The sequence below is a fragment of the Rhizobacter sp. OV335 genome (assembly GCF_900142965.1).
Taxonomy (GTDB): domain Bacteria; phylum Pseudomonadota; class Gammaproteobacteria; order Burkholderiales; family Burkholderiaceae_C; genus Rhizobacter.
This window is the reverse complement of sequence record NZ_FRCQ01000032.1, coordinates 38,206-50,247: the sequence shown is the minus strand read 5'-3', so window position 1 is coordinate 50,247 and position 12,042 is coordinate 38,206. Positions and strand designations below refer to the sequence as shown.

Sequence of the window (12,042 nt, the reverse complement as noted above, 5' to 3'; positions counted from 1 at the left end):
AGCCTTGCTGCCGGATGGTAGCGAACCACGGCACACTGTGCGGTTCGGGATCAGACCCATACCGCATAAATATGAGAGGGAATCGATGATTCGCTGGCCCGCGCGCCTGACCCTGCCGCCCGGCGACCTGCTGCACGACGCCACCTACCGCCGGCTCTGGACCTCGATCCTGATCAGCTCGTTCGGCGGCCAGGTCACGATGCTCGCGCTGCCGCTGACCGCCGCGCTGCTGCTGCACGCGTCGCCCACGCAGATGGGGCTGCTGACGATGATGGAGACACTGCCCTTCGTGCTGTTCTCGCTGCCGGCCGGTGTCTGGCTCGACCGGGTGCGCAAGCTGCCGATCTACATCCTCGGCGAATCCAGCCTCGCGGTGGTCGTCGCGAGCGTGCCCTTCGCGTGGTGGATGGGCTGGCTGACGATGCCGTGGATGTACGTCGTCGCGTTCGTGATCGGCACGGTCTACACGACCGCCGGCACCGCCGCGCAGATCGTGCTGACCCAGGTGGTGGCGCGCGAGCGGCTGGTGGAGGCACATGCGAAGAACGCCTTGGCCACCTCGGGCGCCGAGGTGGCCGGGCCGGGGCTGGCCGGTGCGCTGATCAAGCTGGTGGGCGCGCCGCTCGCGCTGCTGGTCGATGCGGCCTTGCTGCTGCTGTCGGCCGGCATCCTGCGCGGCATCCGCATCGTCGAGATCCGCCGGCCGCGCGCCGATGCGCATTTCTGGCGCGACCTGCAGGCCGGCGTGCGCTTCGTGCGCAGCCAGCGGCTGCTGATCGCGCTGGCGGTCGCGGTCGGCCTGTGGCAGATGTGCCACCACGCGGCGCTGGTGGTGCAGATCCTGTTCGCGACCCGCACGCTGGGCCTGGGCGAGCAGGCGATCGGGCTCAGCTACATAGGCATGGGCGGCGGCACCATCCTCGCGAGCGTGTACGGCAACCGCATCAGCCGGCGCTACGGGCCCGGGCCGTGCCTGGTGCTGGGCTTCGTGATCTGCGGCGTCGGCTGGCTGGTGCTGGCGGTGGCGCCGGCCAACTCCTGGGGCGTTGCGGCCTTCGCGGCGATGCTGCTGTGCTTCTCGGCCGGCGCGGTGCTGATCTTCATCAACTTCCTCGGGCTGCGGCAGGCGGTGACGCCCGAGCCGCTGCTGGGTCGGATGACGGCGACGATGCGCTGGCTGATCCTGATCCCGGCCGGGCCGGGGGCGTTGCTCGGCGGCTGGCTGGGCGAGCATGTGGGGCTGCGCGCCTCGCTGGTGTTTGCCGGCAGCTTTGCGCTGCTGGTGGCCGCGGTGGCGGGGCGCCATCCGGTGATCCGCAACGTGCGCGAGCTGCCGAAGCTGGAGAACGTCGAGGATTGGGTGGGGGCGGAGGCGGATGTGCGGCCCGGGCCGTCCTCAGTCGTGGATGGCGGCGCCCGGTGAGAAGCGGTTGACGGCGTCGGTGATGATGCCGTCGATGCCCAGCGCCACCAGACGGCGCGCCTCGGCCGGGTCGTTCACGGTGTAGACCAGCGCACGCAGCCCGACACCGTGCACGCGTGCCAGCACCGCGGCGTCGATCAGGCCGTAGTGCGTCACGACGGCAACGCAGCCGAGCGACTGCGCTTCTTCCAGCCAGCCGTCGCGCAGGCCGTCGAGCAGCAGCGCGCGCGGCAGCGCCGGCGCACTGTCGCGGGCGGCGGCCAGCGCATCGGGCTTGAACGAGCTGAGCAGCGGCTGCACCGCCTCGCCGGCCCACAGCCGGGCGGCCTCGCGCGCGACGACGCGGCCGGTCTCGGCCTCGTCGCCCGGCGTCGGCTTGATCTCGATGTTCAGCGCGAAGCCGTTGCGCAGGCAGTAGCGGGCGATCGCCTCGAAGCTCGGGATCGGCTCGCCAGTGAAGCCGCGGCTGTGCCAGCCGCCGGCGTCCAGCCGCGACAGCTGGTCCCAGCTGCGCTCCGATGCCTTGCCGCGCTCGGGCGTGGTGCGCTGCAGCGTCGCGTCGTGCAGCAGGAAGGGCACACCGTCGGCGCTCAGCTTCACGTCGCATTCGAACGCGCGGTAGCCGTGGCTCGCGCCGACGCGGAACGCGGCCAGCGTGTTCTCGGGTGCCAGCAGCCCGGCCCCCCGGTGCGCCACCCACAGCGGATACGGCCAGGCCGTCATGCGACGACCCGCTTGCCGGTGGCCGCATCGAACCAGTGCAGGTGGTCGGCCGACGGCTGCAGGTGCAGCGTGCTGCCGGGCGCCGGCGGCACCAGCGTGCCGTCGATGCGCAGCGTGAACCCGTGGTCGGCGATGCGGCCGTGCACCAGGCGCTCGGCACCGAGCATCTCGACCATCTCGATCGCGAGCGGCCAGCCGCCGTCGTGCGCGATGCTCGCGTGGCCCAGGTGCTCCGGGCGCACGCCGAGGATCAGCTCGCCGTCGCGCGGCGCAGCGGCCGGCAGCGGCAGGTCGACGCCGCCGAACGCGAAGCGCGTGCCCTGCGCGCGGCCGGTCAGCAGGTTCATCGGCGGCGAGCCGATGAAGCTCGCGACGAAGGTGGTGGCCGGGCGGGCGTACACCTCTTCCGGTGTGCCGATCTGCTCCATGTGGCCGGCGTTCATCACGATCATGCGCTGCGCGAGCGTCATCGCCTCGACCTGGTCGTGCGTGACGAACAGCGAGGTGACGCCGAGTTCGGCGTGCAGCTTGCGGATCTCCAGGCGCGTCTGGCCGCGCAGCTTCGCGTCGAGGTTGGACAGCGGCTCGTCGAACAGGAAGACCTGCGGCTGGCGCACGATCGCGCGGCCCATCGCGACGCGCTGGCGCTGCCCGCCCGACAGCTCGCGCGGCTTGCGCTGCAGCAGCGCGCCGAGCTCGAGGATCTTCGCGGCCTTGTCGACGCGGGTCTTGATGTCGGCGACCGGCACTTTCGCGATCTTCAGCCCGTAGGCCATGTTGTCGAACACGCTCATGTGCGGGTAGAGCGCGTAGTTCTGGAACACCATCGCGATGTCGCGCTCGGACGGCTCGACGTCGTTGACGACGCGCCCGCCGATCGAGATCTCGCCGTCGGAGACCTCTTCGAGGCCCGCGACCATGCGCAGCAGCGTGCTCTTGCCGCAGCCCGACGGGCCGACGATGACGATGAACTCGCCGTCGCCGATCTCGGCATTGACGCCGTGGATGACCTGGTTGGCCTTCGGGCCGATGCCGTAGCGCTTGACGACGTTCTTGAGGGAAATGGCTGCCATGGTGTTGTTCTTTACTTCTCGGTGTCCACGAGGCCCTTGACGAACCAGCGCTGCATCAGGATCACGACGATCGCCGGCGGCAGCATCGCGAGGATGGCGGTCGCCATCACGATGTTCCATTCGTTGCCGGAGTCGCCACCGGCAATCATCATCCGGATGCCGACCACCACCGGGTACATCTGCTCGCCGGTGGTGGCGATCAGCGGCCACAGGTACTGGTTCCAGCCGTAGATGAACTGGATCACGAACAGCGCCGCGATCGAGGTCTTCGACAGCGGCAGCAGGATGTCCTTGAAGAAGCGCATCGGGCCGGCGCCGTCGATGCGCGCGGCCTCGACCAACTCGTCCGGCACGGTCAGGAAGAACTGCCGGAACAGGAAGGTCGCGGTGGCCGACGCGATCAGCGGCACCGTGAGGCCGGCATAGGTGTTCAGCAGGCCCAGGTCGGACACCACCTTGTAGGTCGGGCTGATGCGCACCTCGACCGGCAGCATCAGCGTGACGAAGATCGCCCAGAACACCAGGCCGCGCAGCGGGAAGCGGAAGTACACCAGCGCGAACGCCGACAGCAGCGAGATCGCGATCTTGCCGAAGGTGATCACCAGCGCGGTGACCAGGCTCACCCACATCATGCGGGCGACCGGCGCGTTCGAGCCGGCACCGCCGCCGTGGCCGTTCAGCGCCGCGAGGTAGTTCTCCCAGAAGTGCCCGCCGGGCGACAGCGGCATCGGCACCTGCAGGATGGCCTGCGAGGTGTGCGTCGACGCGATGAACGCGATGTACAGCGGGAACGCGACGATCAGCACGCCGAGGATCATCACGGCGTGGGCGAGGATGCCCAGGGTGGAGCGGCGCTCGACCATGTCAGTACTGCACTTTCTTTTCGACGTAGCGGAACTGCAGCACCGTCAGCGTGATGACGATCAGCATCAGCACCGTCGACTGCGCGGCCGAGCCGCCGAGGTCGCCGCCCTTGAAGCCGTCTTGATAGACCTTGTAGACCAGGATCGCGGTGTCGCGGCCCGGGCCGCCGTGGGTGGTGGCATCGATGATCGCGAAGGTGTCGAAGAACGCGTACACCATGTTGATCACGAGCAGGAAGAAGGTGGTCGGCGACAGCAGCGGGAACTGGATGGTCCAGAAGCGCCGCCACGGCCGCGCGCCGTCGATGGCCGCGGCCTCGATCAGCGATTTCGGGATCGACTGCAGGCCGGCCAGGAAGAACAGGAAGTTGTACGAGATCTGCTTCCAGACCGCCGCGGTGACGATCATCGTCATCGCGTGCGTGCTGTTGAGCAGGTGGTTCCATTGGAAGCCGAAGACGTGGTCCAGCCCGTAGACCACCACGCCGATCGACGGCGAGAACATGAACACCCACAGCACGCCGGTCACCACCGGTGCCACCGCATACGGGATGATCAGCATCGTCTTGTAGAACAGCGCGCCGCGCACCACGCGGTCGGCAAAGATCGCCAGCATCAGCGACAGCGCGATGCCCAGCACCGCCACCAGCAGTGAGAACACCGCGGTGACCTTGAAGGATTCGAGGTAGGCCGAATCGCCGAACAGCGTCTTGAAGTTCTCCAGCCCGACCCATTCGGTCGACAGGCCGAAGCTGTCCTGCACCTGCATCGACTGCAGCAGCGCCTGGGCGGCCGGCCAGAAGAAGAAGACGGCGCAGATCGCCAGCTGGGGTGCGACAAGCATCCACGGCAACACCTGCGAATCGAACCTAACTCGCTTTTCCATGGGGTTCAGAATGAGTAAGGCGGCCGGGGTGGCCGCCTTTTTGGGGCAGCCGCGTCGCGCGCATTGTGCCGCGACGCGACCCCGTTCAGATCAAGGCGCGGGCGCCTTGTTCGCTTTTTCGAAGCGCTCCAGCTGCTCGTTGCCGCGCTTCACCGCGTCGTCCAGCGCCGTCTTCGCGTCCTTCTTGCCCGACCAGATCTGCTCGGTTTCCTCGTCGATGATGGTGCGGATCTGCACGAAGTTGCCGAGGCGGATGCCGCGCGACTTGTCGGTCGTCTTGCGGATCATCTGCGTCACCGCGACGTCGGTGCCCGGCTTTTCCTTGTAGAAGCCCGACTTCTCGGTCTGCTCGTAGGCCGCCGTCGTGATCGGCAGGTAGCCGGTGCGCTTGTGGCTGGCCGACTGCACGTCCGGGCTCGACAGGTACTTGAAGAACTCGGCGACGGCCTTGTACTCGGCCGGCTTCTTGCCTGCCATCACCCACAGGCTCGCACCGCCGATCGCGGTGTTCTGCGGCGCACCCGGCACATCCTGGTAGTACGGCAGCGGGGCCAGCCCGTACGCGAACTTCGCGCCCTTGCTGACATCGGCGTACGAGCCCGACGAACCGGTGAACATCGCGCATTCACCCGACACGAACGACGGCACCGCGACGCTCGCGCGGCCCTTGTAGACGAACAGGCCCTGCTTGGACATGTTGGCCAGGTTCTCGAAGTGGCGCAGGTGCAGCGGCGAGTTGAAGGCCAGGCGGGCGCTCGGGCCGCCGAAGCCGTTGTTCTGCGTCGCGAACAGCGTGTTGTGCCAGGTCGAGAAGCTCTCCAGGTGCACCCAGCTCATCCAGCTGGTGGTGTACGGGCACTTCGAGCCGTTGGCCTTCAGCTTCGCGGCGGCCAGCGTCACTTCCGGCCAGGTGGTCGGCGGCTTGTTCGGGTCGAGCCCGGCGGCCTTGAAGGCGTCCTTGTTGTAATAGAAGATCGTCGTCGAGCTGTTGAACGGGAACGACAGCATCTCGCCGTTCGGCGCGGTGTAGTAGCCCGAGACCGCCGGCACGTAGGCCTTCGGGTCGAAGCTGACGCCGCTCTGCTTCATCACTTCGCCGACCGGCTTGATCGCGCCCTTGGCCGACATCATCGTCGCGGTACCGACCTCGAACACCTGCAGGATGTGCGGTGCGTTGCCAGCACGGAAGGCGGCCACCGCGGCGGTCATCGACTCGTCGTAGTTGCCCTTGAAGGTCGGGACGACCTTGTAGTCTTTCTGGCTGTTGTTGAACTGCGTGGCCAGGTCGTTGACCCATTCGTTCAGGCCGCCGGTCATCGAATGCCACCACTGCACTTCGACCTGGGCCTGGGCGGGGCCGGCGAGCGCCAGCGCGGCGAAGCCGGCGGCGGCGAGGGCGGCGTATCTTTTCGTTGTCATGTACTTCTCCGGAAAATGACGGGTTGGTTTTTGACCAGCCGCGCAGTGTGCTACGAGTTTGTGACAGTCCGTTTATGTCGCGGTTGGGGGGCTGCGGCAACTGTGGAATACCCCTCTGGGCTCTTTCGTGTGCGGGCGCGGGGTGCTGGGGTACTCACGGACTGGACTGTCCCCCGCCCTCGAGCCGCCTCCCGGCGGCCCGAGGGCTCCTCCTTTACGTCCTGTCCGCGAGCACCCCAGCACCCCGCGCCGGAAACGTTCCCTCCTGCGCGCGTTCCGCAGCGTGTGGGTGGGGGAGGGTGTGTGTTCCAAGTTCCTCGCGCGAGGCAACCCGGGCGCAGGGTGGTGGGGGCTCCGGGGAGGGACGTAAAGGAGGAGCCGGTGGACTGCCGCGAGGCAGTCCACCGGCGGGGGACAGTCCCGCCCCGGAGCGCCCGCCGTCCTGCGCCAGCGAACACAATCCCCTGAGGTACCATTTGCGACCAAGTGCCCCACAGGCGAGCAGGCTGCCTGGCCCCCATGAACGCACCCATCCCGCTGAACCAGATCGCCGCGGCGACTGCCGCGCACAAGGCACCCCGCCTGCGCGAGATTCCGTACAACTACACCTCGTTCTCCGACCGCGAGATCGTGATCCGGATCCTGGGGTCGCGGGCCTGGGAACTGCTGGACCGCCTGCGCGACGAACGCCAGACCGGCCGCTCGGCCCGCATGCTCTACGAGGTGCTGGGCGACATCTGGGTGGTGCAGCGCAACCCCTACCTGCAGGACGACCTGCTCGACAACCCGCGCCGCCGCCGCCTGCTGATCGAGGCGCTGAACCACCGGCTGCGCGAGGTGCAGGCGCGGCGGACCCCTGACGGCGACGCCCAGCGCGACGCCTCGGTCGGCGAGCTGCTGGACGCTGCCCACCAAGCCGTGCAGGCCTTCGCCGACCAGTTCGACGCGATGGACGCGCTGCGCCGCAAGGCCACCCGCGCGCTCGGCCGCCACACCGCGAAGGACAACATCAAGTACGACGGTCTGTCCCGCGTGTCGCACGTGACCGACGCGACCGACTGGCGCGTCGAATACCCGTTCGTCGTGCTGACCCCCGACACCGAGGCCGAGATGGCCGCGCTGGTGAAGGCGTGCATCGAGCTGGGCCTGACGATCATCCCGCGCGGGGGCGGCACCGGCTACACCGGCGGCGCCGTGCCGCTGACCTGGAACAGCGCGGTCATCAACACCGAGAAGCTCGAGGCGATGACCGAGGTCGAGGTGATGCGCCTGCCCGGCATGGACCGCGACGTGGCCACCATCTGGACCGAGGCCGGCGTCGTCACGCAGCGCGTGGCCGATGCGGCCGAGCGCGCCGGCTTCGTGTTCGCGGTCGACCCGACCTCGGCCGAGGCCTCGTGCATCGGCGGCAACATCGCGATGAACGCCGGCGGCAAGAAGGCCGTGCTGTGGGGCACCGCGCTCGACAACCTGGCCTCGTGGCGCATGGTCACGCCCGACGCCAAGTGGCTGGAGGTGGTGCGGCTCGACCACAACATGGGCAAGATCCATGACGTCGACGTGGCCCGCTTCGAGCTGAAGTACTTCGACGCGACCGGCAAGGTGCTCGAACGCACCGAGCAGCTCGACGTGCCGGGCCGCACCTTCCGCAAGGAAGGCCTGGGCAAGGATGTCACCGACAAGTTCCTCGCCGGGCTGCCCGGCATCCAGAAGGAAGGCTGCGACGGCCTGATCACCAGCGCGCGCTGGGTGGTGCACAAGATGCCGGCGCACACCCGCACGGTGTGCCTCGAATTCTTCGGCAACGCGAAGGACGCGGTGCCGTCGATCGTCGAGATCAAGGATTTCATGTTCGCCGAGCAGAAGAAGCCCGGCGGCGCGATCCTGGCGGGGCTGGAGCACCTGGACGACCGGTATCTCAAGGCGGTGGGCTACGCGACCAAGAGCAAGCGCGGCGGCTTGCCGAAGATGGTGCTGGTCGGCGACATCGCCGGCGAGGACCCGGATGCCGTGGCGCGGGCCACCAGCGAGGTGGTGCGGCTGGCCAACGGCCGCGCCGGCGAGGGCTTCGTCGCGGTCAGCGCCGAGGCGCGCAAGAAGTTCTGGCTCGACCGCAAGCGCACTGCGGCGATCAGCCGGCACACCAACGCGTTCAAGGTGAATGAAGACGTGGTGATCCCGCTGCCGCGCATGGGCGAGTACACCAACGGCATCGAGCGCATCAACATCGAGCTGAGCCTGCGCAACAAGCTGGCGCTGGTCGACGCGCTGGAAGATTTCTTCGTCGCCGGCCAACTGCCGCTCGGCAAGAGCGACGACGCGAACCAGATCGCATCGGCCGAGCTGCTCGAAGACCGTGTGCAGCAGGCGCTGGCGCTGCTGCGCGACGTGCGCGGGCTGTGGTCGCACTGGCTGTCGAACCTCGACCAGGTGCAGGCGGATCGCGGTGTCAGCTTCTTCGACGACCTGCAGGACCACACGCTGCGCGCGTCGTGGAAGGCGCAGATCCGCGCGCCGCTGCAGGGCATCTTCGCCGGGGCCACGCTGTCGCCGATCGTCGACGCCTGCCAGAAGATCCACGCCGACGTGCTGCGCGGCCGCGTGTGGGTGGCGCTGCACATGCATGCCGGCGACGGCAATGTGCACACCAACATCCCCGTCAACAGCGACAACTACGAGATGCTGCAGACGGCGCACGAGGCGGTGGCGCGCATCATGAAGCTGGCGCGCTCGCTCGACGGCGTGATCTCCGGCGAGCACGGCATCGGCATCACCAAGCTCGAGTTCCTCACCGACGAGGAGCTGGCCGGCTTCACCGCGTACAAGCAGCGCGTCGACCCCGAGGGCCGCTTCAACAAGGGCAAGCTGCTGCGCGATGCGAGCTTCGATGGCGTGCGCCTGAAGGCCGACCTGACCAACGCCTACACGCCGAGCTTCGGGCTGATGGGGCACGAGTCGCTGATCATGCAGCAGAGCGACATCGGCGAGATCGCCGCGTCGGTGAAGGATTGCCTGCGCTGCGGCAAGTGCAAGCCGGTGTGCGCGACGCACGTGCCGCGCGCCAACCTGCTGTACAGCCCGCGCAACAAGATCCTCGCGACCTCGCTGCTGGTCGAGGCCTTCCTGTACGAGGAGCAGACGCGCCGCGGCGTCAGCATCAAGCACTGGGAGGAGTTCGAGGACGTGGCCGACCACTGCACGGTGTGCCACAAGTGCCTGAGCCCGTGCCCGGTGAAGATCGACTTCGGCGACGTGTCGATGAACATGCGCAACCTGCTGCGCAAGATGGGCAAGAAGAGCTTCCGCCCCGGCAACAAGATGGCGATGATGATGCTCAATGCCACCAACCCGGAGACGATCAAGCTGCTGCGCAGCGCGATGGTCGACGTGGGCTTCAAGGCGCAGCGCATGGCCAACAACCTGCTGCGCGGCCTCGCGAAGAAGCAGACGGCCGCGCCGCGTTCGACGGTGGGCACCGCGCCGATCAAGGAGCAGGTGATCCACTTCATCAACAAGAAGCTGCCGGGCGGGCTGCCGAAGAAGACGGCGCGGGCGCTGCTCGACATCGAGGACAAGAACTACGTCCCGATCATCCGCAACCCGAAGGCGACGACGGCCGAGACCGAGGCGGTGTTCTATTTCCCCGGCTGCGGCTCGGAGCGGCTGTTCTCGCAGGTGGGTCTGGCCACGCAGGCGATGCTGTGGCATGCCGGCGTGCAGACGGTGCTGCCGCCGGGCTACCTGTGCTGCGGGTATCCGCAGCGCGGCTCGGGACAGTTCGACAAGGCCGACAAGATCATCACCGACAACCGGGTGCTGTTCCACCGCGTGGCGAACACGCTGAACTACCTCGACATCAAGACGGTGGTGGTGAGCTGCGGCACCTGCTACGACCAGCTGCAGGGCTACCAGTTCGACAAGATCTTCCCGGGCTGCCGGATCATCGACATCCACGAGTACCTGCTGGAGAAGGGCATCACGCTCGACACGACGCAGGGGGCCGGGTACCTGTACCACGACCCGTGCCATACGCCGATGAAGCTGCAGGAGCCGATGAAGACGGTGAAGGCGCTGATGGGCGACAACGTGTTGAAGAGCGAGCGCTGCTGCGGCGAGAGCGGCACGCTGGGCGTCACGCGGCCCGACATCTCGACGCAGGTGCGCTTCCGCAAGGAAGAAGAACTGCGCCGCGACGAGGCGACGCTGCGCGCGACCGGCGCGGTGGCCGCCGAGGGCCCGGTGAAGATCCTGACGTCTTGCCCGAGCTGTTTGCAGGGGTTGTCGCGCTACGGCAATGACCTGCAGAACGGGCTGCTGGAGGCCGACTACATCGTCGTCGAGATGGCCAACAAGATCCTCGGGGCGGACTGGATGCCGGAGTATGTGGAGATGGCGAATGACGGCGGGATCGAGCGCGTGTTGGTGTGACGTCTGATGCCCGTCCCGCTCCGTTCGGGCTGAGCCCGTCGAAGCCGGCGATGTGAGACCCCGCTGCTCCGTTCGCGTTGAGCTTGTCGAAACGCCCGTGCCACTCGCCGGCTTCGACAGGCTCAGCCCGACCCTTCGACAGGCTCAGGGCGAACGGAGTTCAGGCTTCGACAGGCTCAGCCCGAACGGTTCAGGCGCCTCAATCGGCGCTCAGCTTGCGCTCCTTGATCAGCGCATGCCAGAACCTCGTCTCCTGTTGAACGAAGGCGGCCAGCGCCGGCCCGTCGGTCGGTGCGACATCCAGCCCGAACTCCTCCAGCCGCGCCTTCACCTCCGGCGTCGTGATCGCCTTGTGCATCTCCTGCGTCAGTCGCGCGACGATCTCGGCCGGCGTGCCGTGCGGCACGAACAGCCCTTGCCACGCCGTCACCTCGAAGCCCTTGATGCCCAGCTCGTCGAGCGTCGGCACATCCGGCAATGACGCGATGCGCTTCTTCGACATCACCGCGAGTGCGCGCACCTTGCCGCCCTTGATCTGCGGCAGCCCGGCCGCGGTGTCCAGCACCATCATCGGCACCTGGCCCGAGATGACATCCTGCACCGCGAGCGCCGTGCCGCGGTACGGCACGTGCACGACGAAGCTGCCGGTGCGGTCCTTCAGCAGCTCCATCGCCAAATGGTGCGGGCTGCCGATGCCGGGCGATGCGTAGCTGTACTTGCCCGGGTTCTTCTTGATCGCGTCCAGCAGCTGCTGCGCGCTCGTGAAGCCGGCATTCGGGTTCACCGCGAGGATCAGCGGGAAGCGCGCCATGAAGCCGACCGGCGCCAGGTCCTTCGGGTCGTACGGCACCTTCTTGTACATCGCCGAGTTGAAGACCATCGCGCCGTTGTCGCCGGTCACGATCGTGTAGCCGTCCGGCGGCGACTTGGCCGCGTTGTCGGTGCCGATCATGCCGGCCGCGCCCGGGCGGTTGTCGATGATGATCGTCTGGCCGAGCTGCTTGCCCAGCTGCGGCGCGAGCTGCCGCGCGAGGAAGTCCGAGCCGCCGCCGGCCGGGTAGGCCACCACCCAGCGGATCGGCTTCGACGGCCAGGCGTCGGCACCGTAGGCCGTGCCTGCGGACGCGAGCGCACCAGCGAGGGCGATGTTGAAGTGGCGGCGTGTGAGCGCAGAGGTCATGACGGCGTGTCCCGTTCTTGGAAGGAAGCGCCGATGTTATCGGCGCC

At 67.9% G+C, this 12,042-nt stretch carries 8 protein-coding genes; 2 read left to right on the top strand and 6 right to left on the bottom strand.

Annotation, left to right across the window (positions count from 1 at the left end):
• Positions 1-85 precede the first annotated feature (85 nt).
• Positions 86-1,423, top strand: a complete 1,338-nt coding sequence (locus BUE42_RS26235; RefSeq protein ID WP_073468240.1) for an MFS transporter — start codon at positions 86-88, stop codon at positions 1,421-1,423.
• On the opposite strand, the gene ugpQ is transcribed toward BUE42_RS26235, so the two are convergent.
• From ugpQ to ugpB, 5 genes are all read right to left on the bottom strand, one after another.
• Positions 1,397-2,146 carry a glycerophosphodiester phosphodiesterase gene (gene ugpQ, locus BUE42_RS26230; protein WP_073468239.1) on the bottom strand — a complete coding sequence of 250 codons (750 nt, stop codon included), beginning with the start codon at positions 2,144-2,146 and terminating at the stop codon, positions 1,397-1,399. The genes BUE42_RS26235 and ugpQ overlap by 27 nt on opposite strands.
• Entirely contained in the window at positions 2,143-3,219 is a 1,077-nt protein-coding gene (locus BUE42_RS26225; protein ID WP_073468238.1) for a sn-glycerol-3-phosphate import ATP-binding protein UgpC, read from the bottom strand. The genes ugpQ and BUE42_RS26225 overlap by 4 nt, the downstream gene beginning before the upstream one ends.
• An 11-nt stretch (positions 3,220-3,230) precedes the next feature.
• Entirely contained in the window at positions 3,231-4,082 is an 852-nt protein-coding gene (gene ugpE / locus BUE42_RS26220; RefSeq protein ID WP_073468237.1) for a sn-glycerol-3-phosphate ABC transporter permease UgpE, read from the bottom strand.
• 1 nt (position 4,083) lies between these two features.
• Positions 4,084-4,968, bottom strand: a complete 885-nt coding sequence (ugpA, locus tag BUE42_RS26215) for a sn-glycerol-3-phosphate ABC transporter permease UgpA (protein ID WP_073468236.1) — start codon at positions 4,966-4,968, stop codon at positions 4,084-4,086.
• 90 nt (positions 4,969-5,058) lie between these two features.
• The gene (gene ugpB, locus BUE42_RS26210) at positions 5,059-6,387 is read right to left on the bottom strand and encodes a sn-glycerol-3-phosphate ABC transporter substrate-binding protein UgpB (RefSeq protein ID WP_073468235.1); all 1,329 of its coding nucleotides are present in this window, start codon (positions 6,385-6,387) and stop codon (positions 5,059-5,061) included.
• 519 nt (positions 6,388-6,906) lie between these two features.
• On the opposite strand from ugpB, the gene BUE42_RS26205 reads away from it, so the two are divergent.
• Positions 6,907-10,815 carry a DUF3683 domain-containing protein gene (locus BUE42_RS26205; RefSeq protein WP_073468234.1) on the top strand — a complete coding sequence of 1,303 codons (3,909 nt, stop codon included), beginning with the start codon at positions 6,907-6,909 and terminating at the stop codon, positions 10,813-10,815.
• A gap of 199 nt (positions 10,816-11,014) precedes the next feature.
• Here BUE42_RS26205 and BUE42_RS26200 read toward each other — a convergent pair whose 3' ends face one another.
• On the bottom strand, positions 11,015-11,995 hold the full coding sequence (locus tag BUE42_RS26200; RefSeq protein WP_073468233.1) for a Bug family tripartite tricarboxylate transporter substrate binding protein: 981 nt from the start codon (positions 11,993-11,995) through the stop codon (positions 11,015-11,017).
• Positions 11,996-12,042 lie beyond the last annotated feature (47 nt).